The sequence below is a fragment of the Nocardioides acrostichi genome (assembly GCF_015319165.1).
Classification (GTDB): domain Bacteria; phylum Actinomycetota; class Actinomycetes; order Propionibacteriales; family Nocardioidaceae; genus Nocardioides; species Nocardioides acrostichi.
Map to the genome: position 1 here is coordinate 84,005 of NZ_JADIVZ010000006.1, position 20,540 is coordinate 104,544.

The 20,540-nt window shown below is 69.7% G+C and carries 22 protein-coding genes and 1 tRNA gene; 2 read left to right on the forward strand and 21 right to left on the reverse strand.

Annotation, left to right across the window (positions count from 1 at the left end):
- Positions 1 to 28 precede the first annotated feature (28 nt).
- Positions 29 to 385, reverse strand: a complete 357-nt coding sequence (locus ISG29_RS12905) for a hypothetical protein (protein WP_194503856.1) — start codon at positions 383 to 385, stop codon at positions 29 to 31.
- Positions 386 to 446: 61 nt separating this feature from the next.
- Entirely contained in the window at positions 447 to 770 is a 324-nt protein-coding gene (locus ISG29_RS12910) for a hypothetical protein (RefSeq protein WP_194503857.1), read from the reverse strand.
- Between the two features lie 423 nt (positions 771 to 1,193).
- On the opposite strand from ISG29_RS12910, the gene ISG29_RS12915 reads away from it, so the two are divergent.
- Positions 1,194 to 1,266, forward strand: a tRNA-Lys gene (locus tag ISG29_RS12915).
- A 98-nt stretch (positions 1,267 to 1,364) separates the two neighbouring features.
- On the opposite strand, the gene ISG29_RS21685 is transcribed toward ISG29_RS12915, so the two are convergent.
- The 11 genes from ISG29_RS21685 to ISG29_RS12970 all read right to left on the reverse strand — a co-directional run bounded on the left by ISG29_RS21685 (position 1,365) and on the right by ISG29_RS12970 (position 10,348).
- Entirely contained in the window at positions 1,365 to 2,549 is a 1,185-nt protein-coding gene (locus tag ISG29_RS21685) for a tyrosine-type recombinase/integrase (protein ID WP_194503858.1), read from the reverse strand.
- A 414-nt stretch (positions 2,550 to 2,963) separates the two neighbouring features.
- A complete protein-coding gene (locus ISG29_RS12925; RefSeq protein WP_194503859.1) occupies positions 2,964 to 3,134 on the reverse strand; it encodes a hypothetical protein in 171 nt (56 codons plus the stop codon).
- A 288-nt stretch (positions 3,135 to 3,422) separates the two neighbouring features.
- Positions 3,423 to 4,583: a hypothetical protein gene (locus ISG29_RS12930; protein ID WP_194503860.1), complete on the reverse strand. Its 1,161-nt coding sequence runs from the start codon at positions 4,581 to 4,583 to the stop codon at positions 3,423 to 3,425.
- 620 nt (positions 4,584 to 5,203) lie between these two features.
- Positions 5,204 to 5,761, reverse strand: a complete 558-nt coding sequence (locus tag ISG29_RS12935; RefSeq protein ID WP_194503861.1) for a helix-turn-helix domain-containing protein — start codon at positions 5,759 to 5,761, stop codon at positions 5,204 to 5,206.
- Positions 5,758 to 5,991: a DNA-binding protein gene (locus ISG29_RS12940; RefSeq protein WP_194503862.1), complete on the reverse strand. Its 234-nt coding sequence runs from the start codon at positions 5,989 to 5,991 to the stop codon at positions 5,758 to 5,760. The genes ISG29_RS12935 and ISG29_RS12940 overlap by 4 nt, the downstream gene beginning before the upstream one ends.
- Positions 5,992 to 6,306: 315 nt before the next feature.
- Positions 6,307 to 6,756 carry a hypothetical protein gene (locus tag ISG29_RS12945; RefSeq protein ID WP_207793096.1) on the reverse strand — a complete coding sequence of 150 codons (450 nt, stop codon included), beginning with the start codon at positions 6,754 to 6,756 and terminating at the stop codon, positions 6,307 to 6,309.
- A gap of 45 nt (positions 6,757 to 6,801) precedes the next feature.
- On the reverse strand, positions 6,802 to 7,173 hold the full coding sequence (locus ISG29_RS12950) for a hypothetical protein (protein WP_194503864.1): 372 nt from the start codon (positions 7,171 to 7,173) through the stop codon (positions 6,802 to 6,804).
- A gap of 422 nt (positions 7,174 to 7,595) precedes the next feature.
- The gene (locus ISG29_RS12955; RefSeq protein WP_194503865.1) at positions 7,596 to 8,330 is read right to left on the reverse strand and encodes a response regulator transcription factor; all 735 of its coding nucleotides are present in this window, start codon (positions 8,328 to 8,330) and stop codon (positions 7,596 to 7,598) included.
- 141 nt (positions 8,331 to 8,471) lie between these two features.
- Complete coding sequence (locus ISG29_RS21690) at positions 8,472 to 9,113, reverse strand: response regulator transcription factor (RefSeq protein ID WP_328829044.1); 642 nt, start codon at positions 9,111 to 9,113, stop codon at positions 8,472 to 8,474.
- Positions 9,114 to 9,164: 51 nt separating this feature from the next.
- Positions 9,165 to 10,007: a hypothetical protein gene (locus tag ISG29_RS12965; RefSeq protein ID WP_194503866.1), complete on the reverse strand. Its 843-nt coding sequence runs from the start codon at positions 10,005 to 10,007 to the stop codon at positions 9,165 to 9,167.
- A 62-nt stretch (positions 10,008 to 10,069) separates the two neighbouring features.
- Positions 10,070 to 10,348, reverse strand: a complete 279-nt coding sequence (locus ISG29_RS12970; RefSeq protein WP_194503867.1) for a DUF7218 family protein — start codon at positions 10,346 to 10,348, stop codon at positions 10,070 to 10,072.
- A gap of 70 nt (positions 10,349 to 10,418) precedes the next feature.
- On the opposite strand from ISG29_RS12970, the gene ISG29_RS12975 reads away from it, so the two are divergent.
- The gene (locus ISG29_RS12975; RefSeq protein ID WP_194503868.1) at positions 10,419 to 11,351 is read left to right on the forward strand and encodes an A/G-specific adenine glycosylase; all 933 of its coding nucleotides are present in this window, start codon (positions 10,419 to 10,421) and stop codon (positions 11,349 to 11,351) included.
- Between the two features lie 100 nt (positions 11,352 to 11,451).
- On the opposite strand, the gene ISG29_RS12980 is transcribed toward ISG29_RS12975, so the two are convergent.
- The 8 genes from ISG29_RS12980 to ISG29_RS13015 all read right to left on the reverse strand — a co-directional run bounded on the left by ISG29_RS12980 (position 11,452) and on the right by ISG29_RS13015 (position 20,415).
- Positions 11,452 to 14,040, reverse strand: coding sequence for an ATP-dependent Clp protease ATP-binding subunit (locus ISG29_RS12980; protein ID WP_194503869.1), 2,589 nt, complete (start codon positions 14,038 to 14,040; stop codon positions 11,452 to 11,454).
- Positions 14,041 to 14,231: 191 nt separating this feature from the next.
- Positions 14,232 to 14,567, reverse strand: coding sequence for a histone-like nucleoid-structuring protein Lsr2 (locus ISG29_RS12985; protein ID WP_194503870.1), 336 nt, complete (start codon positions 14,565 to 14,567; stop codon positions 14,232 to 14,234).
- Positions 14,568 to 14,743: 176 nt separating this feature from the next.
- Positions 14,744 to 15,523, reverse strand: a complete 780-nt coding sequence (locus ISG29_RS12990; protein ID WP_194503871.1) for a type III pantothenate kinase — start codon at positions 15,521 to 15,523, stop codon at positions 14,744 to 14,746.
- Positions 15,520 to 16,461: a carboxylating nicotinate-nucleotide diphosphorylase gene (nadC, locus tag ISG29_RS12995; protein ID WP_194503872.1), complete on the reverse strand. Its 942-nt coding sequence runs from the start codon at positions 16,459 to 16,461 to the stop codon at positions 15,520 to 15,522. Before nadC ends, ISG29_RS12990 begins: the two co-directional genes overlap by 4 nt.
- Positions 16,458 to 18,152, reverse strand: a complete 1,695-nt coding sequence (locus ISG29_RS13000) for an L-aspartate oxidase (protein WP_194503873.1) — start codon at positions 18,150 to 18,152, stop codon at positions 16,458 to 16,460. The genes nadC and ISG29_RS13000 overlap by 4 nt, the downstream gene beginning before the upstream one ends.
- A gap of 9 nt (positions 18,153 to 18,161) precedes the next feature.
- Positions 18,162 to 18,581: an aspartate 1-decarboxylase gene (gene panD / locus ISG29_RS13005; RefSeq protein ID WP_194503874.1), complete on the reverse strand. Its 420-nt coding sequence runs from the start codon at positions 18,579 to 18,581 to the stop codon at positions 18,162 to 18,164.
- Positions 18,582 to 18,583: 2 nt separating this feature from the next.
- Entirely contained in the window at positions 18,584 to 19,483 is a 900-nt protein-coding gene (gene panC / locus ISG29_RS13010) for a pantoate--beta-alanine ligase (RefSeq protein ID WP_194503875.1), read from the reverse strand.
- Positions 19,480 to 20,415: a Rossmann-like and DUF2520 domain-containing protein gene (locus ISG29_RS13015; protein WP_194503876.1), complete on the reverse strand. Its 936-nt coding sequence runs from the start codon at positions 20,413 to 20,415 to the stop codon at positions 19,480 to 19,482. Before ISG29_RS13015 ends, panC begins: the two co-directional genes overlap by 4 nt.
- Between the last annotated feature and the right edge of the window lie 125 nt (positions 20,416 to 20,540).

A 20,540-nucleotide genomic window follows, 5' to 3' on the forward strand; every position in this document is an offset into this window, starting at 1 on the left:
CCGCAGCCCGGTACGCCGGGAAACGGTGCTACGAGCGTTCAGGCGTGATCCGAAGGCTCTCCGGCGGCGGGAACTCGGCCGGAGACTTATCGTCCTGCCCTTGCCACTCGATGCCGCCGAGAACCTCGCCCAGCCCCGGAGAGTCGATCGTGTACAGGAACAGTCCGTCGAACGTCTTGGAATCGCGAACCTGCGCATCTACGACCGCTTCCATACCGTCGTTCGGCCCCGAGAAGAAGTCGATGGATGGGCAACCGCATCCACACTTCCCCAGGACCTGGACGCCTGCAGCCTGCTCGCGCAGGCGTTCGACGCCCTCGAAGTCGACGGCGAGCAACGCAGTCAGCACATCGCGCTCACGGGTACTCAGCGGCCTCGGGTACACGACGTCATTCTCTCGCAGCGCACGACCGCTTCTACCGCATCGCGGTCAGGCCGATGAGCGGTCACCGCGCCAATGCCCACAACCTTCTTTCGAGGTCATCGACGCATCGCTCTAGGTCGCCCACGGAACTCAGGTCGTAGTGCCGCTCGCCGCCCTTGTCAGGCATGCCCCAGTCCATCTCAGCCTCACCTGACACCCAGACCGTCAGCTGCCCTAGCGCGCCCCTCAGGTCTAGTCGAAGCCAAGACGCAGGCTTGTCCGTCATCGGACCGTCAGCGAATTCGTGCTCGAAGCCCTCTCGCTGCCAGCGGTTCTCGCGCGCGGCGACCAGGTCATGGAGAAGGGAGAGGTCCACCTCGCCATACTTGCAGCCGAGTGCGCTCACCTGCCGCGACGACGCTCGTTCGCTCCAATGAGGGGCCGTCCACGGAAGCCTCGTGGCATGCGCGCCAGCGGCTGGCCGCAGCGGTCCGATGGACTGATTACCGGCGGCCGTCCAAAGCGGTCCAACCGACCGATTGGCCCGCCGTCGTGGTCGAGTACTCGACCACGCCCCGTCGCGAATACCCCGGTCGATCGGGTCGTGGCGGACGTTGCGTCGTCGCGCCAGAGCAACGACCGCCTGTCACGGCGTCCGTCGCCGCTCGCAAGAAGATCGGCATCGTGTTGAATTGCGGCGACCGCGACAGGCCGGACGGCAGGCCGTAGGCCACGAGTGCACCTGGTGCCCCCCTCGATACGATCATCAGGGTATGGGTTGATCCCAGGGTTCTTCCCACAGAAGTTCCCAGGGTTCTTTCCATAGCCCGGGCCTCTAGCTCAATCGGCAGAGCAGGAGACTTTTAATCTCTTGGTTGTGGGTTCGAGTCCCACGGGGCCCACCCATGTGCCCTCTGACCTGCAACGGAGGGTTTCGGCTTCGTCCAGAACCCTCCAGATCCCCCATTTACCCCCCGGATTGGACCGAGCCGACCCCCAGTCATAGGTACTCCGCAGCCGCACTGGTGTCGGCCTTGCGGTTCAGGTAGACGCTCGCCGTCATGGCCGGGTTCGAGTGCCCGAGCACGCGGGCAGCTAGCTCGATGCCTCCCCCGCTCTGCTCGATGAGCGACGCGACGGTCCTCCGCAGAGTGTGGGAGGTGGCCCAGTCGCAGCCAGCGGCGTCGAAGATCGCTCGCATCTCCCGGTAGAGGTTGCGACGGTCGCGGGGCTTCGTGGTGTCGGGCACGCCCCAGCGACCCGGCGAGGCGAACACGTGGCCGCTGGTGCCGGTGCGCGCAGCGCGTCCGCGCATCCGCTCAGCCAGCCACGGCGGCAGAGTCAGGACACGGGTACTGCTCTCGGTCTTGGTGCCTCGCACGAGCACGGTGCCATCGGCCAAGGACACGTCGTCCCACTGCTGGCCCAGCGCCTCACCGATGCGGACCCCCGTGCCGGCCATCCACCACACCACGTCGGCCACGTCGAGGTGGTGCTCTGACTCGTGCTCGTCGGCGGCAGCGAGCACGGCGTCACGCTCCTTGCGTGTCAGGGCTCGCTCCTTGTCTTGCTTCACCCCACGGCGCTTCTTCGCCTTGGCCGGCCTCACCTCGCGGATCGCGTTCGTGTCGAGCAGGTCGTATCGGACAGCCATGCTCAACACCCCGGACACCACAGAGCGAGCAGACTTCGCCGAGCCTGCGCCGTGCTCGTCGGCTACAGACTGGAGCCAGTCCTCCAGCACGGCGACGCGGTTGACCTCGCGCAGAGTCAGGTTCTCCACGCGACTACCCGTGACGTAGCGCTTCACAGTGCCTCGGTACTGGTCCAGGCTGTTCTGCGAGAGGTCGCTCTCTGGTCGAGCCTGCTGCTCCAGCCAGTGAGCCACAGCCGTGCCCAGTGTGCTGTTCGATGTCAGACCTGCTCCCCCGGTAGACGGGGCCTGCCGCTCGACTAGAGCAGCCTTCAACTTCTGTTCTGCCTTCGCCTTCGTGGAGTCGAAGCGCTCCACGTCTCGCAGCTTGCCGTCGCGGTCGCGGTACTTGGTGCGAGCGCGGTAGCGCTGCGGCTTCGTGCCGGCTGGAGCCGTAACCCACCTACCGGACTCGTCGCAGACCTGGGCCACCACGGTGATCGTGCCGCTGGTGCCGATGGTGGTGCGGGGCCTCGCCATGCTCGTGCTCACTCTTCTCTCGTCGCGTCATCGGCAACCTACCCAATGCGGGGAACAGATACAAGGTTTGATCTCTCGACCCTTCGAGCTGGCACGGGCAGAGCCCTGCCTGTCCTCTCACCCGCATCCCGAGGACTCACGACGGCAAAGGACTCGCCCAGCACCGGCTGACGAACGAGACGGCGGAGGGGGCGGAGGGGCCGTCGGCCTCAGCGGCAGCACCTGGCAGCAGGGGGGGTAGGACCCCGCTTCGAGACGGAGCCTCTACCGGGTGTCCTTGGCACCTCTGGTCCTGCCATGGTTCCAGAGTCGCTGGGATCTGGGCCTACAGAGCCCCCTGGGGCCTCATGAGGGGGTCTAGGAGGGGCGCGGGAAGGCTCTATGCCGCCTTGCCGTGTCCGGGGGTGGCGGGTGTCCCGAGAACGGCTAGAGAGCGGAGCGGCGAACGCGAACGGTCACCATCGCTCCGACAACCACGGCCAGGAGAATGCCGCCAAGCTCAGGAGCGCCCACGCCGAAGCCCATGAGAGACAACAGGGCAGCGGCCACGATCAGAGCGACCAAGAGGGGCACGAGTGACGGCAAGGTCTTCGGCATCCGTGGAGTCTAGGCGCTCGGCGAGTGCGCTGAACAGACTTTGAGCACGCCCAGTGAGCCCACGAGCCCCGAGCAGGGCCAGCCGGAGGAAGGGGCCAGCCGGTCCTGCTCGGGGTTGACCCCCACGCCGCAGGAGGCGGTGGCGCGAGGGTCTGTGGGGCACTCTGTGGCCCGCTTGGAGGCACGGGCAGGCTCACGGGGTGCCGGAGGGCCACCGAGGGGTCCGCGGGCGCTCTGTGTGCGCTCCACGGCCTCTCGGCCTCGGTGGCGGGTCAGGTGGCCGCTAGGTCACGCGGCCTTGCCGGTCGTGACGTTGGCCGGATCGGTGCGAGAGGAGAGCACGGCCTCGAAGGTGTAGGCGTTGTGGTCAAGGGCCTCGAACCCGAGCCGCGAGGCGTCGAGCCGCTCACCTCCGGCACGGGCGATCTGCTGGGCCACCTTGGAGGCCTCGGTCTCAACCTCGCCGGCAGGCAGCAGGCGTACCGAGGTGAGCATCCCCAGCCCGGAGACGAAGCGGCCACGGTCGAGTTCGGTGAGCACGCCGTCCAGGGCGGCGAGGGGGTCGCAGTTCTTGAGCAGGCGCACACCGAGAGTGCCCCGCACCGTGAGGGTGCGGCGACCGTCCTCGGTGACCTCCTCAGCGACGATGGTGGAGTCCATCGGCAGCACCTCCAGGTGACTGCTCGCCCAGAGGTTGTCATCGCCCCTGTGAGCGACCGTGCTGGTGCCGTAGCGCACCGCATCGGCCAGCGCGTGAGCAACCTTGCCGGTCAGCACCTCGGGGCGTCCCACCTTGGCCAGCACCGGGTCGGACTCGTGCGCGCTGTTGACGACCAGCCGCAGAGTGTCGCGGTTCTCAGTGGAGGACACGAAGCCCTGGGCATCGACGTGCAGCCCGAGCCGGTCACACGCTCGCTCGACCTCTCGGGCGTCCAGGGGCCGGTGGATGTTATCGCGGAAGTAGACGACCTCGACGTGGCCTGCGACCGTGCCGTTCTTCCTCAGCTCGGTCTCCTTGCTCTGCACGATGAGGCAGACGGGCAGGTCGCTGGCCTTGGCGGCGTCCTTCGGGACCACGAAGGTCGGGACGATGGTGACTCCGGGCAGGACGATGCCGAGGGCTCCAGTCAGGGCGCTGGCGAGTCGCACGTCGGTGGACAGCAGGCGACGCTGGGCGTCTCCGATGGCGCGCTTCGCGCCGGCCTTGCGCAGCTCTGCGCGCTTGACGGCGGAGACGGCCTCGCTGTGCTGGGTGGTGTTGTACTCGTCCTCACCTCGCCTCCATGAGCCCTCTATGTCGGCTAGACGGTCTTCGGCGGCTTCGAGGTCGGGGTCGGCGTTGCGCTGCCGCTCCAGGGCAGCGGCGTGGGCCTCCTGGGTGGCGAGGATGGTGGGCTCTGCGGCCTTCTCAGCGGCGGCGAGGATGGTGCTGAACTTCTTGGCGGTCATGTGGTGTGCCTCCTTGGTGGGTTGGGTGGGTGAGCGCGGTTCGGCTCGGTGAGGATCAGTGGCTGCCGTGCACTGACAGCGACCCGCAGGAGCGCACGGCTCCGGACGCGACGTGCCGGACTTCGGGATGCACGCTGCTGCCACACATGCACCGGCACAGAGCGCGAGCAGCCACGCCGGCGGGTGGATCGGCAAGGACAGTGAGCCAACCGATACAGACTCCCCTGCGGATCGCGCTTCGCGGCAGCGGCGAGGTGTCTGGAGAGCTGGTAGCCGCAGGAAGTCGATCCACTGCTCTCGGCCCTGCTGGCTTATCTGGTCTACGACGGTTGGTTGTTGATCTGGTGATGTTGTTCTCCTATCTGTCGGTGTTCTGGACATGCGGAACCAAGGCCACCCACATGGGGGCCAAGACTGGGTAGCGCGCTAGCGGCTTGGCGCGTCGGCGGGGTTGAGCCCGATGGAGGGGCTGTCCTCCACCTCGCCGGTGCAGTGACCTAGAGGGTCTAGTGAGGAAGGGTGTAGTAGTCAGGGTCTAGTGGCTCGCAACGTGTTGCGGGCTGGGGAACGTCATCCTGCGAGTTGGGGACGCGAGGTTGCGGGTTGGGAAGCGCTCCAGCTCAGGCCCATCGGCTCAGGGTCGTCCTCGCGCTCCGGTGCTCCTCGCGCTCGGCTGCTCGGCGCGCCCTGGCTTCGCTGACAGACGCCAGGCTTCGACGCCCTTCGCCGGTGGCAACGGCAGGCACCTCGACGCGAGACCGCTCGGGCTGCTCGCTCTGCTCGTCCTTCCCCGCCATCCCGGTCACCGGCCTCGCCACGTCTCCGCCGTGCGACTCGGCTCCCCGGCGAGCAGTGTCCGACTCCTCGGCCAGGCCCCCAGTGGGAATGCGGAGCCGATACGTGGTCGCCTTGCTGTACGCGCCAGCGCGCCCGCCCTTCTCTAAGACCTCGACCCACCCGTCGTGCACGAGCGCCTTGAGGTGGGTGAACACGGTGCGCTCGGAGAGCTTGGTGCGGTTAGCCAACTGCTCCTGGCTGACGAAGAAGTCCTTGCCGTCGCCGTTGTCGTAGGTCGACATCACGAGTCCGAGGTACCCGGCGTTCGCGCTGGGGCCTCGCTCGATGAACGCGTCCTGCCACACGAACTTCGGGTTGCGGGCACCCCGCGTTGCCGTCACCTCGCGGCTAGGGGCTCGACGTAGCCGGCCTGCTCATAGGCGAGCACATCACCGAACCGATAGAAGATCCGTGAGTGCACCTTCACGTACGGCGGTCCCTGGCCCGCGGATCGTCGGTTCGCCAACACCTTCACCGTGGTGTCCCATCGGTCCGCCAGCGCCTTGGCCGGCATGAGGTCGGTGCTCGTGCTCGGGTGCAGCGGGGTGGTGGTGCTCGTGGGGGTGGGCATGGGTGGGCCTCCTTCGGTGGGGTCGCTCGACCAGAGCGACACCGGACCCTCCTACGGCCCTAGAGTCGCTCGACCCTCTCGGTGGGGTGCTGCGAGCTGTTCATCCCCGGCAACGTAACCCGACGCACCGACAGGGCTGCCACGCTCGACCACGACGGGTCACCCGGACACCTCTCGCGGCTCTCGGGCCGCTCTCGGGCCGCCTCGCTCAGCGCCCCCGCAGACGCCAGCAGGGGCCTGACTGAGGCATCTACCCCAACCAGACCCCTGCTCCAGCGAGAGGACGTGTTCTGTTTTTCTGAGAGGGCTCTGCGGCTAGAGCACCTCGGCGCGGATCGCTTCGAGGTCAGGTGCAGGCTCGTAGCCGTCCGTCTCGTAGGCGTCCAGGCGAGCAGTGAGCACCTCGATACGTGCGTCGATGGCAGCGCGCTCGTCCTCAGCCTGCGTTCGCTGTCGGAGGGCGTGCAGCGCCTCCCAGTCTTCGGCAGCATCGCTCCGCTCGCGGAGCGGGGTCAGCGACTGGAGCAGGTTGTACGCATCCCCGACAGCATCCATCTCCTCCAGCGACAGACCGTTGCCCTCGTCGGGCCACACGTTGATGACCCCCCACAGCTTCTCCAATGCACAGTCGATGCCCCGCACAGCCTCAGCTCTGGCCGGCAGCGCCTTCTGCATGTTGGCAGCAAGCGCCTCGAACGGGTCGAACCCCTCGGTCGTCTCGGCCATGTCTATCTCTCCTCTCGTCGCGGCTTCGTCGGCGTCCACTTGTACCCGGTCGAGCCGACAGCGGTGTCAGCCCTGACGGCCCCGCTAGGCGACCTCGACCACCCCAGCGAGCCTCCGTACTTCCTCGAACGCCTCGACGCGCTCGCTCAACGTGAGGTCGGCATGCACCGGCTCTCGTCCGTACAGCCCGACAAGGGGGCGGCCGTCGAGCGTCCAGCCCTCCAGGCAGGCATCGCTCACCCACGATCCCGGCACGTAGTCCTCCCCTCGGCTCAGCTCCCACCCGAGCGCGTCGAGCCGGTCAAGCGCGGCCACAAGGTCGGCGTGGTTGAGCGTCGGCTCCCCGTCGACCAAGGCGAGGTCGCGGTCGGGGTGTGGCAGCACGAGAGCGCCGTCCCCGGTGAGCGGGTCGAGCACCGCAAAGTGCGAGCCGAGCACCATCGTCGTCGTAGTCATGCTGCCGTCCTCTCATCACGGGACAGATCGTCCCCCACAAATCCCCCGGAAACCCCCCGGAATCCCCCTGATTGGGAGTGACTCGGAGTGTGCCCTATGAGCGGCACATGCGCTATGAGCAGGCACAACGTGGTCGAGCGTGAAGTCGAGTGATCGCTCTGCGCGTACTCTCTTGGTTGTGGGTTCGAGTCCCACGGGGCCCACTGGTGCGCACCCTCTGCGCTGTGGCTGAGATCGCGACCCGCGCCACCTGGCCACTCAGAACGGCCACTCAAACGGCCACGCAGGGCGCCGGCACCGCGACCTGAGCGCTCTGTTCGGCCCACAAGCGTGCGGCGCACACGTGAGCCGCACGTGACCTTGGCGCCGCTCAGCAGGACGGCGCTGGCGCCGTGGGCGGGCTCGCAGACCCGACGAGTCAGTCAGGACAGCGCGACTGACGCCTCCTGGGGGTGAGATGGGTCGGCAGAATCCTCCGGCACATCCTCACCCCCCAGCAAGACGGACGGCCCGTCGTCGTCCGCCTGCTCGAGGTGGGCCAAGGGGGCCAGGCCGTGCTCCATGCCCCAGGCCACCGCTTGGGCGCGCCTGGTGACGTCGATCTTGCGATAGGCGGCGCGGATGTAGGTCTTGACCGAGTTGATGCTCAGGTACAGCTGCGCACCGATCTCGGAGTTCGTGAGCCCCTGCGTGACCAGCGAGAGAATCTCCGCCTCGCGGGTGGTCAGTGCGAAGTCGCGCGGCGACGCGTCGCTGATCAGGTGCAGCGCGCCCTGGTCGGGCGGGATGCGCCCCGGCACCCTCGCCGTGCCGTCGTGGTAGGCCTCGATGGCCATCACGAGCTGGGCCGCGGGCAGCGCCTTGGACAGATGACCTGCGAACGAGCCGCGCTGGTCGGTGTCGGGGTCGCGCCAGGAGTAGACCACGGCCGTGCTGCGCGAGCTGCGCATGAGGTCGCGCAGCAGCGTCTGGCTGGTGGGCGACTGGCGCACCGGCTCGTAGAGCACGACGTCGACCGATGTCGGCCGGAGCGCGGCGGACTCGGTATCGAGGAGGCTGACCCGACCCGCATAGGGCGCCAGCAGAGACCGGAGCCCAGCCACCGACACCTCGAAATTGTCGATGAGGGCAACACGCACTGGTCGAGAGCCGCTCATGCCTCGAACCTAACTGCCGACAGACCTCATATCCCGTCCTGACCTGCGCTTTCACCCCGATGAGTGAGGGCTTGGCAGGCCCGTCCAAGGCTTGTGGAATCTCTGTGGATTGTTGGTGGAAGGATGGCCCACCCAGGCCCGTCAAGCCCCCGGCGCCACGTCCTCACGCCTGGTCGCGTCGGGCAGGAAGCCGTGCTCGATGCCCCATCGCACGGCCTGCGAGCGGCGACTGAGGCCGAGCTTGCGATAGGCGGTGCGCACGTAGGTCTTGACCGAGTTCACGGAGAGATAGGCGCGCTCGGCCATCTCCTGGTTGGAGAGCCCCTGGGCGATCAGCGCCATCATCTCGCCCTCGCGGGCCGACAAGCCCTGCGCGCGCCCGGGCCAATCGCCGTTGCTCTCCACGACGCGGTCGACGCTGGGCTGGAGCCGCTCACCTTGGTGGATGCGCACCAGGGCGTTCGCGAGCGCGGCCCCCGAGAGGCTCTTCTCGAGGTAGCCCGCCGCTCCGCGGCGCATGGCCTCGCGCACGAGCGTGGGGTCGACGTTCCAGCTGAACACGACCACCTTGGCCCCGGTGGTCTGCGAGAGCCGCTGCACGTCGAGCACGTTGCACTGCTGCTGACCGAAGGTGTCGTAGAGCACCAGGTCGACCCGGCTGCCGTCGTCGGCCTTCTCGACGTCACCGACGACGAGCTCGACCACCTCGACTCGCTCGGAGTGCGGCGCGAGGAGGCCACAGAGACCCTGCACGATGATGTCGTAGTCGTTGAGCACGCTCACGCGTACCGGTCGATCCGCCACCGCCACTCAACGCCCCTTCTCTCGATCGCCCTAGTCCTGCTTCTGGTCCTGCTTCTGGCCCTGCTTCTGGTCCTGCTTCTGGTCCTGCTTCGACGCCGAGTCGGTGCTCCTGGCCGAGCCTTCAGCGTTGCTCCGACCCGACCCGGACTCCAGGGCCTGATCGGGTGAGAGTAGCCGGAACTGCCGGTCGCGGGGTTCGCCGCCGAGAGCCGCGGCCTCGACGTGGTAGTAGCCGGGCAGCGCCCAGGCCGAGTAGCGGCTGCACTCGCCGTCCGAGCGCCTGGCACCCCACTGGATCGAGACCGTGCTCGCCTGCGCGCTGCGCAACACCAGATCCTTCTTCGGCACCGCCTGCGAGCACTCCAGGGTGCTCCAGATGTCGTCGCTGCCCGAGGTGATCTTGACTGTGATGCTGCGCGGAGTCACCTCGAAGGTGCACGCGGGAGACACCTTCGTGCGCATCACGAGACGCAGCGAGACCGGCTCGCCCTCGACCGCCCCGTCGACCACGGGTCGCACCGAGATGTCGCTCGGCGCACACTCGCCGTTCGGCTGGGCCGGCGGGGCCGTTTCCTCCTTGCCGCCTCTCTTCGACCCGTCGGCACCGCGCTGCTCGGCGCTCGCGCTCCCGGTGGCCGTGGCGGGCCCGGAGGAGGTGTCGGACGTCGGGCCGGGCGTCGTGCGCGCACCGGCTTGCGTGGCCTGCTCGGCCCCACCACCGGTACCGGTGATCAGCCGCAACAGCCCGGTGAGCCCGCCCACCAGAGCCAGCACGGCCACCAGCACGACCGCCCTACGGCGCCAGTAGACGGCCTGCGGCACCGGCGCACGCGGCGGCCGGGGCCGTTGCTGCGAGGGGCGGGCGGAGGGCACTCCCGAACGCTACCCAGCCGGGAGGCGGCGACGGCGGAGGCACTCCGGCGGGCGTCGCGCGGTCAGTGCTTGCGCAACGCGTCGATCAGTTCGGCCTTCGTCATCGACGAGCGACCCTCGACGTCGACCTCGGAGGCTCGCTCACGCAGCTCCTCGACCGTCCACTCCTCATAGGCCGGCGACTGGCCGCCCCTGCTGCCCACCTCCGACCGGGACGACGCCGCGGCGGCGTTCGCGATGCGGGCGGACTTCTCCTTGCTGTTGCCCTCGTCGCGCAGCTTCTCGTACAGCTCGGCGTCCTTGACGCTGGGCCCGGGGTCGTCACTGCTCTGCTTCGCCATGCTCGCGACGATAGGTCGCCGCAGGGTCGGGCGGTGCACCCCTGGGGAGGGCCCGCACAATGGTGGCGCCATGCCCGCGCATCCTCCCCAGAGCCTCCCGCAGAACGCTGCGAAGACCTCCCTGCACGTACCCGTGTTCGCCTGGTACGCCACGCATGCGCGCGACCTTCCGTGGCGCCGTCCGGAGGCCTCGGCGTGGTCGGTGCTGGTGAGCGAGCTGATGCTCCAGCAGACCCCGGTCAAGCGGGTGCTGCCCGTGCACCAGGCCTGGCTCGAGCGGTGGCCGACACCGGCCGCGCTCGCGGTCGAGCCCACGGGCGAGGCGGTGCGCGCATGGGGACGCCTCGGGTACCCACGCCGCGCCCTGAGGCTGCACGCCGCCGCCGTGGCGATCGCCGAGCGGCACGACGGCGAGGTGCCGGCCGACCTCGACGACCTGCTCGCCCTGCCCGGGGTGGGCGAGTACACCGCGGCCGCGGTCGCCTCCTTCGCCTACGGACGCCGCCACGTCGTGCTCGACACGAACGTGCGGCGGGTGCTCGGTCGGGTGCTCGGCGGCGTCGAGTTCCCGGCCACCTCGCTGAACCGGGCCGAGCGCGAGCGGGCGGCGTCCGTGGTGCCGGACGAGCCGCCGCACCCCGTCGGCACCGCGGCCACCTGGGCCGTGGCGGTGATGGAGCTGGGAGCGCTGGTGTGCACCGCCGGGGCACCTCGATGCGGCGAATGCCCCCTGGCAGACCAGTGCGCCTGGCGGCTGGCCGGCTTCCCGGCCTACGACGGCCCTCCCCGGCGGGGGCAGGCGTGGGCCGGCACCGACCGGCAGTGCCGCGGGCGGCTCATGGCGGTGCTGCGCGATGCCGACGGGCCGGTGCACCGAAGCGCGCTGGAGGCCGCATGGTCGGGCACGGCCACCCTGGCCGACCAGCGCGAACGCTGCCTGGTCTCGCTCGTGGCCGACGGGCTCGCCGTCCGTACGAGCCCCGAGACCTACGCCCTGCCCTGAGGCTCGCCCGAAGGCTTCGCCGCGGAGAGGGCCATGACGACGCGAGCCCGCGCCCTCCCCTTCGAGGAGGACGCGGGCTCGCGCTCGCTGAGCGGGGCGGTCAGGCCTCGGCGCCGCCGGACTTCGGGACGTCGGCCGGGCCGGGCGTCTCGTCGCTGGGCTTGGTGAGGTCGGCGCCCTCGGGAGCACCCGCCGTCTCGAGCGGGGGCATGTCGGGCAGGGCGTTGACCTTCTGCCCGGCGAACGTGAAGGTGCGCTCGGCGCCCTCGCCCTCGATGTCGACCAGCACGATCTGACCCGGGCCGACCTCGCCGTAGAGCATCTTCTCGGCCAAGACGTCCTCGATCTCGCGCTGCACCGTGCGCCGCAGCGGTCGCGCCCCGAGCACCGGGTCGAAACCCTTCTCGGCGAGCAGATCCTTGGCGTTCTGGGTGAGCTCGATGCCCATGTCGCGGTCGCGCAGGCGCACCTCGACGGCGGCGATCATGTTGTCGACCATCGAGATGATCTGCTCCTGGCTGAGCGGCGGGAACACGATGACCTCGTCGACACGGTTGAGGAACTCGGGGCGGAAGTGCACCTTGAGCTCGTCGGAGACCTTGCTCTTCATGCGCTCGTAGCTGCCCGCGGCGTCACCGGCCTGGCTGAAGCCGAGGTGCACCGACTTGGCGATGTCGCGCGTGCCGAGGTTGGTGGTCATGATGATGACGGTGTTCTTGAAGTCGACCACCTTGCCCTGGGAGTCGGTCAGGCGACCCTCCTCGAGGATCTGAAGGAGGCTGTTGAAGATGTCCGGGTGGGCCTTCTCGACCTCGTCGAAGAGCACCACCGAGAACGGCTTGCGGCGCACCTTCTCGGTGAGCTGTCCACCCTCCTCGTAGCCCACGTAGCCCGGGGGCGAACCGAAGAGGCGCGACACGGTGTGCTTCTCGGAGAACTCGCTCATGTCGAGCTGGATGAGCGCGTCTTCGTCGCCGAAGAGGAACTCCGCGAGCGACTTGCTCAGCCAGGTCTTTCCGACACCCGAGGGGCCGGCGAAGATGAACGAGCCACCGGGGCGCTTGGGATCCTTCAGCCCGGCACGCGTGCGCCGGATCGCCCGGGAGAGCGCCTTGACGGCCTCGTCTTGACCGATGACGCGCTTGTGCAGCTCGTCCTCCATCTTGAGCAGCCGCGTGGACTCCTCCTCCGAGAGCTTCACGATCGGGATGCCGGTCGCGACGGCGAGCACCTCGGCGATGAGCTCCTCGTCGACCTCGGCGACCTCGTCCATGTCGCCCGAACGCCACTGCTTCTCGCGCTCGGCCTTCTTCAGCGTGAGCTGCTTCTCCTCGTCGCGCAGGGAGGCGGCGGCCTCGAAGTCCTGCCCGTCGATGGCGGCCTCCTTGCGTTGGCGCACCTCGGAGATCTTGTCGTCGTACTCGCGCAGGTCGGCGGGTGCGGTCATGCGGCGGATGCGCAGCCGCGAGCCGGCCTCGTCGATCAGGTCGATGGCCTTGTCGGGCAGGAACCGGTCGGAGATGTAGCGGTCGGCCAGCGTCGCCGCCGAGACCAGCGCCTCGTCGGTGATGGTGACGCGGTGGTGCGCCTCGTAGCGGTCGCGCAGGCCCTTGAGCATCTCGATGGTGTGCGCGATGGTCGGCTCCGCGACCTGGATGGGCTGGAAGCGACGCTCGAGGGCGGCGTCCTTCTCGAGGTACTTGCGGTACTCGTCGAGCGTGGTGGCGCCGATGGTCTGGAGCTCGCCGCGGGCCAGCATCGGCTTGAGGATGCTGGCGGCGTCGATCGCGCCTTCGGCCGCACCGGCACCGACGAGGGTGTGGATCTCGTCGATGAACAGCACGATGTCGCCGCGGGTCTTGATCTCCTTGAGCACCTTCTTCAGCCGCTCCTCGAAGTCACCGCGGTAGCGGGAGCCCGCCACCAGCGCGCCGAGGTCGAGGGTGTAGATGTGCTTGTCCTTCAGCGTCTCGGGCACGTGACCGCGCACGATGTCTTGGGCCAGGCCCTCGACGATCGTGGTCTTGCCGACGCCCGGCTCGCCGATGAGCACCGGGTTGTTCTTGGTGCGGCGGCTGAGGATCTGCATGACGCGCTCGATCTCGGTCTCGCGACCGATCACGGGGTCGAGCTTGCCGTCACGGGCGTCCTGGGTGAGGTTGCGACCGAACTGGTCGAGCACGAGCGAGCTGGACGGCGACTCGCCGCCACCCGACGTCGCGGCCTGCGCCGACGCGCTGGACTCCTTGCCCTGGAAGCCGCTGAGCAGCTGGATGACCTGCTGACGCACGCGGTTGAGGTCGGCGCCGAGCTTCTGGAGCACCTGGGCGGCCACGCCCTCGCCCTCGCGGATCAGCCCGAGCAGGATGTGCTCGGTGCCGATGTAGGAGTGACCGAGCTGCAGCGCCTCGCGCAGCGACAGCTCCAGCACCTTCTTGGCGCGCGGGGTGAACGGGATGTGGCCGGACGGCGCCTGCTGGCCCTGCCCGATGATCTCCTCGACCTGGGCGCGCACGGCCTCCAGAGAGATGTCGAGGCTCTCCAGGGCCTTGGCGGCGACGCCCTCGCCCTCGTGGATGAGACCGAGCAGGATGTGCTCGGTGCCGATGTAGTTGTGGGAGAGCATGCGGGCCTCTTCCTGGGCCAGCACGACCACCCGGCGGGCACGGTCGGTGAACCGCTCGAACATGCGCATCTCCTCAAAACAGGTGTGGGGTCACTGACTCCAACCCCGTTCACCACCCTACGCGTTCCCGATTCACCCCAGGAGCGCATCCGCTGAGAGCGAACACGGGGGGTCTCGCCGGCGAGCGAAAAAGACATCGACCCCTCGAGCAACCATTTCTGACTCCTCGAGGGGCGATTCGCGACTCCTCGTGCTCAGTGGGCAGCGTCGAAGGCCTCGCGGACGTCGGCGGGGATACGGCCGCGGTCGGGCACTTCGTAGCCGTTGGCCCGACCCCACTCCCGGATCTCCTTGGGGCTCGGACCGCCTGCCGAGGCGGCCGACGAGCCGCTGCTGCGCCGAGTGCGGGAGCCACCGGAAGCACGGCGTCCGTGCCCGATGTAGCCGGCGAGCACCTCGCGCAGCTCGGCGGCGTGCTTCTCGTTGAGGTCGATCTCGTAGTTCTGGCCGTCGAGGCCGAAGGACACGGTCTCGCTGCCCTCGCTGCCGTCGATATCGTCTTCGAGAATGATCTGGACTCGCTGTGCCATAACGATGTTGCCTTTCGACATCGGTGTCGAATCGGGATGACCGGCATGGATTGCGATGGTCACCCGTTCGGGGGACAAGAAACATTACTCGATACGCAGGGTCGTATCGAGGCCGACGATATCGGAAAGACCTGAGAATGAAGCATTCGCCGGGGCCCGGAAAGGTGAAATGAAGCTCAGCGCTCGGCATTGCGCCGGAATACGAGCTCCAGGCCCTGGAGCGTGAGCCACGGCGCGTGCACGGTGAAGGCCCGGCACTCGGAGTAGACGAGCGGAGCCAGGTAACCCGTGGCGATCACGGCGACCTCGTCTTCGGCGACCCCCAACTCGTCGATCATGCGCTCCACCAGCCCGTCGACCTGCGCGGCCATCCCGAAGACCATGCCCGACTGGAGTGCCTCGACGGTGTTCTTGGCGATCGCGGTGCGCGGCCGCGCCAGTTCGACGTGACGCAATTGCGCACCCCGTCGCCCCAAGGCGTCGAGCGATATCTCCAGACCGGGCGCAATCGCTCCCCCGACATACTGACCCCGCGCATTCACGACATCGAACGTCGTGGCGGTGCCACCGAAATCGACGACGATCGCGGGCGAGGAATGCAACGTGGCCGCCGCGAGCGCATTCACGATGCGGTCCGAGCCGACTTCTCTCGGATTGTCGGTGAGAACAGACAATCCGGTGCGCAATCCCGGTTCGACCACCACGTGCGGGAGTCCACCCGCATGCCGCTCCCCCATGAGCCGCCACTGCTGGAGCACCGCCGGCACGGTGGCGCACACCGCGAACCCGTCGACCTCCTCGGCCGCCCGCCCCAGGAGGCCGCGCAGCAGCACCCACCACTCGTCCGCGGTGCGGCGGGCATCGGTCGAGACCGACCAGTGGTGGGTCACCTCGCCGCCGCGCACCAGGCCCAGGGTCGTGTGGCTGTTGCCGATGTCGGCCGCGAGCACGCTCATGCCCGCGCTCCCCCGGCGTCCTCACGGAAGTCCAACCCGAGGTCGAACACGGTGACCGAGTGCGTGAGCGCGCCCACCGAGACGAAGTCCACCCCCGTGGCGGCCACCCCGGCCGCCCGTTCCATGGTGATGCCGCCGGATGCCTCGAGCGTCACCTTGCCGGTGAGCCCGAGGTCGGCGACGAGGCGGACCGCCTCGGTCATCTCGGCGTCGCTCATGTTGTCGAGCAGCACCTCGGTGCAGCCTGCGGCGAGCACCGCGCGCAACTCCTCCAGCGTCTGCACCTCGACCTCGACGCGTAGGTCAGGGCTCGCGGCGGCGACCCGCTCGTAGGCGGCCACGACGCCGCCCGCGGCCACGGCGTGGTTGTCCTTCACCATGGCGCGGTCGACCAGGCTGAAGCGGTGGTTGACCCCGCCACCGCAGCGCACGGCGTACTTCTGGAGCGCCCGCCACCCTGGCAGCGTCTTGCGGGTGTCGAGCACCCGGGTGCCGCTGCCCGCCAGCGCGTCGACCCACGCTGCCGTGGCGGTGGCGACACCGGAGAGGTGGCTGGCGAAGTTCAGCGCGGTGCGCTCGGCGGTGAGCACGCCCGCCACCGGGCCGGCGACGGTGAGGACGACCTCGCCGGGTCGCACCCGGGTGCCGTCCGGCACCCGCGCGCGTATCTCCACCTCGTGGCCGAGCGCGTAGACGAACGCCAGCTCGGCCACGGCCAGCCCGGCGACCGTGCCAGGCTCGCGGGCCACCACGTCGGCCACGGCGTACCCCATCGAAGGCATCGCGGCGCTCGTGGCGTCGTCCGCACCGTCGGGGAGATCCTCCTCGAAGGCGAGGCGCACATGCTCGTAGACCGCCGCGGAGTCGAGTCCGGCGGCGGCGATCTCGTCGACGAGAACCCGGGGCAGGTCGCCGAACGGCACCCGGACGATGCTCACGGCCGGGCTCCCGCGACCCGCTGGACGTCACTCGCCGGGGCTGCATGGAAGGTCGAGAGGAGCGCGCCGTCGGCACACACGGTGTCGAAGTGACCGGCCCAGCGGTCGTCGTCGCGATCACCGAAGTCCTCGCGCCAGTGAGATCCGCGGGTCTCCTCGCGGGCCGAGGCGGCGGCGGTCAGAGCCGAGGCGATGGTGACCAGATTGGTGGTCTCCCAGGCGGCCAGGTCGACCGTGGTGGCGGGCCTGCCGGCGAGCTCGACCAGGCGCTCGGCCGCCTCGGCGAGGCCTTGCGCGGTGCGCAGCACGCCCACGCGGGTGCTCATCAGCTCTTGGAGCGCGGGGCGCACAGCACCGGCCACGAGGCCGGCAGGGCGGGCATCGTCCGACCTCGGCTCGGCCCACGGGCGCAGCTCGCCGGGCAGCACCTGGGCGATGCGGCGGCTGAACACGAGCCCTTCGAGCAACGAGTTGGAGGCGAGCCGGTTGGCGCCGTGCACTCCCGAGCAGGCGGCCTCGCCGGTGGCGTAGAGGCCGGGCAGGTCGGTACGACCCCAGAGGTCGGTGCGCACGCCCCCGGAGGCGTAGTGGCAGGCGGGCGCGACGGGGATGAGCTCGACCACCGGGTCGACGCCGTGGCTGCGGCAGGTGGCGAGGATGGTCGGGAACCGGCGCTCCCAGAAGTCCGCCCCGAGGTGACGGGCGTCGAGCCACATGTGCGGCTGCCCGGTCTCGAGCATGCGCTTCATGATCGCCTTGGCGACGACATCGCGCGGGGCGAGGTCGGCCAGCTCGTGCACGCCCTGCATGAAGCGCTGGTTCTCGAAGTCGACGAGGAACGCCCCCTCGCCGCGCACCGCTTCGGAGATGAGCGGCTGTTGGCCGGTGGCCCCGGGCAGGTACATGACCGTGGGGTGGAACTGCACGAACTCCAGGTCTCGCAGGGTCGCGCCGGCCCGCAGCGCGAGCGCCATGCCGTCGCCGGTGGAGACCACCGGGTTGGTGGTCTGGCTGAACACCTGGCCGAGCCCGCCGCTGGCGAGCACGACGGCGCGAGCGCGCACCAGGCCGACGCCGTCGCGCTGCCCCTCACCCATCACGTGCAAGGTGACGCCGACGACACCGCCGTCGTCGGCCAGCACCAGGTCGACGGCGAGCGCGCGCTTGATCACCTCGATCTCGGGGGCCCGGCCGATGGCGGCGATGAGGGCGCGCTGGATCTCGGCGCCGGTGGCGTCGCCGCCGGCGTGCGCGATGCGGTCGCGGTGGTGACCGCCCTCGCGGGTCAGCGAGAGCTCGCCGCTGGGGTCGTGGTCGAACTGGGTGCCGAGCGCGATCAGCTCGCGCACGGCATCGGGGCCCTCGGTCACCAAGGCCCGGACGGCGGCCGCGTCGCACGCGCCCGCACCGGCGACCAGGGTGTCCCACTCGTGCTGCGCCGGGGTGTCCTCCGGGCCGAGGGCGGCGGCGATGCCTCCCTGTGCCCACCGCGTCGAGCCGGCAGCCAGTTCGTCCTTCGTGACGACGAGCACGGTGCCGCCGTCGCCGAGGGAGTCCTTGAGTCGCAGCGCCGCGGTGAGCCCCGCGATGCCGGAACCGATGACGACGACGTCGGCGGACGTCGTCCACCCCGGCTCCGGCGCGCTGAGACGGCCCGGGGGGTGCGAGGGCGCACCAGGGACTGCTGGCATCGGGTCAGGCTAGCGAGTGGCGGTGGAGTCGCCGCGCACCAGGCGGTCGTCGCCGAAGGTCTCGGCCGGGTCGAAGCCGGTGGCCATGATCTTGTTCTCGCCGTCGACGAACACCACGTGCGGCTTGAGCTCGCGTGCCTCGGCGGTCTCCATCTGGCCGTAGCCGATGAGGATCACCAGGTCGCCCGGGTGCACGAGGCGCGCGGCGGCCCCGTTGATGCCGATGACGCCGGAGCCGCGCTCGCCGGCGATGGTGTAGGTCTCGAGGCGGGCGCCGTTGGTGATGTCGACGATGTGCACGAGCTCGCCCGAGAGCAGGTCGGCGGCGTCGAGCAGATCCTCGTCGACGGTGACCGAACCGACGTAGTGCAGGTCGGCCTGCGTGACGGTGGCGCGGTGGATCTTGGACTTCATCATCGTGCGCAACATGGTCAGTGACCTCCGGTGGCGGTGCCGAGTGTGCCCAGTGTGAGGGGCAGGTTGTCGATGAGACGGGTGGTGCCGACCCTGGCGGCGATGAGGATGCGGGCCTCGAAGCCACGCGGCGCGTCGTCGGGCAGGGGCGCCAGGTCTGCGGTGGTGATCTCCAGGTACTCCAAGGAGATGCCCGGCGAGGAGCGGATGACGCCGCGCGCGGCGTGCAGGGCCGCCTGGGCGCCGTACTGCGCCTCCTCCTGGGCGGCGAACAGCGCGTGCGAGAGTGCGGTCGCGTTGCGGCGCTGGGCCGGGTCGAGGTAGGCGTTGCGGCTCGAGAGAGCCAACCCGTCGGGCTCGCGCACGGTCGGCGCGCCGACCACGTCGACCCCCAGGCAGAGGTCGTCGGCCATCCGGCGGATCAGCGCGAGCTGCTGGAAGTCCTTCTGGCCGAACACCGCGACATCGGGCCGCACCAGGCCGAACAGCTTGGCCACCACCGTGAGGACGCCGCGGAAGTGGCCCTTGCGGATGCGTCCCTCGAGCACCTTCGCCAGGGCTCCCGGGCGCACCATGACGGCGGCGGCACTACCGGGGCCGTGCGGGTACATCTCCTCGACGCTGGGGGCGAACACGACGTCGACACCCTCGCGCTCGCACACCTTCAGGTCGGCCTCGAGCGTGCGGGGGTAGCGGTCGAGATCCTCGCCTTCGCCGAACTGGGTCGGGTTGACGAACACCGACACCACGACCGGTCCCTCCCCGACCTGCTCACGGGCGCACTTCATCAGGCTGGCGTGACCCTCGTGCAGCGCTCCCATGGTGGGGACCAAGCCGACCCGGCGTCCGTCGCGACGCGCCCCGGCGAGGTGCTCGGCGAGCTCGGCGCGCGTGGTCAGGAGAACGGGCGTGCTCATCGACGGGCCTCGCGCGCTCGAGGAGTGCCGGTGGCGCGCTCGAGCAGCCGGGTGATCTTGAGCCCGCGAATCGGCAACAACCGGCCGTCGGTGACCGCACGCGCCAAGGTGGCGCCGGCCATCGTGGCGTAGGAGGCGAGAGCCTGCGGGGCGTTGGCGGCGATGTCGTGCAGGTGCGCCTCGACCGTGCCCGCGTCGCCACGCACGATCGGGCCGGTGAGCGCGGCGTCGCCGTGCTCGAGGGCGTTGTCGAGGGCAGCCGTGAGCAGGGGGCGCAGGGTGCCGGCGGGGTCGTCGGCACCAGCGGCCGAGAGGATCTCCATCGCCTCGGTGACCAGGGTGACGAGGTGGTTCGCGCCGTGGGCCAGGCCCGCGTGGTAGAGCGTGCGCATCCCTTCGGGCACCCACATCGGGCGGCCGCCGAGGTCGGCGACCAGGCCCTCGACCAGGTCGTGTTCGGTCGGGACGGCGGTGAGGCCGAAGACGCAGCCGGCCAGACGGTCGAGGTCGACCGCGGTGCCGGTGAAGGTCATCGCGGGGTGCAGCGCAGCCGTCCGCGCGCCGACCCGGGCCGCGGGCTCCAGCACCGCCAGACCGTGACGGCCCGAGGTGTGCACGACGATCTGGCCGGCACGCAGCGCACCGGCGTCGGCCAGGGTGCTCACCACGTTCGCCAGCATGTCGTCGGGCACGGTGAGCAGCAGCACCTCGCACGCACGGGCCACGTCGGTGGGCTTGGCGTGCCGGACGCCGGGCAGCAGCGCCTCCAGCCGGCCGCGGGAGGCATCGGACTCACCGGCAGCAGCCACGATCTCGTGTCCGGCGGCGCGCAGGCGTGCGCCCAGCACGGCGCCGACGCGACCGGCGCCGACGACACCGATGCGTGCGGGCGCGCTCGTGCGCAGGGCAGGGCAGGGGTTCTGCTCGACCATGGGATCTGACCTCTCGTTCCAGTCCCGCGGAGCGGGTACCAGACGACTCGTCGTGTCTACGGTGGATGCGTCAGTGATGTTAACGCCCCATGTCGCGGCCGCGTCACCCCTTCGACGTGTGAGCC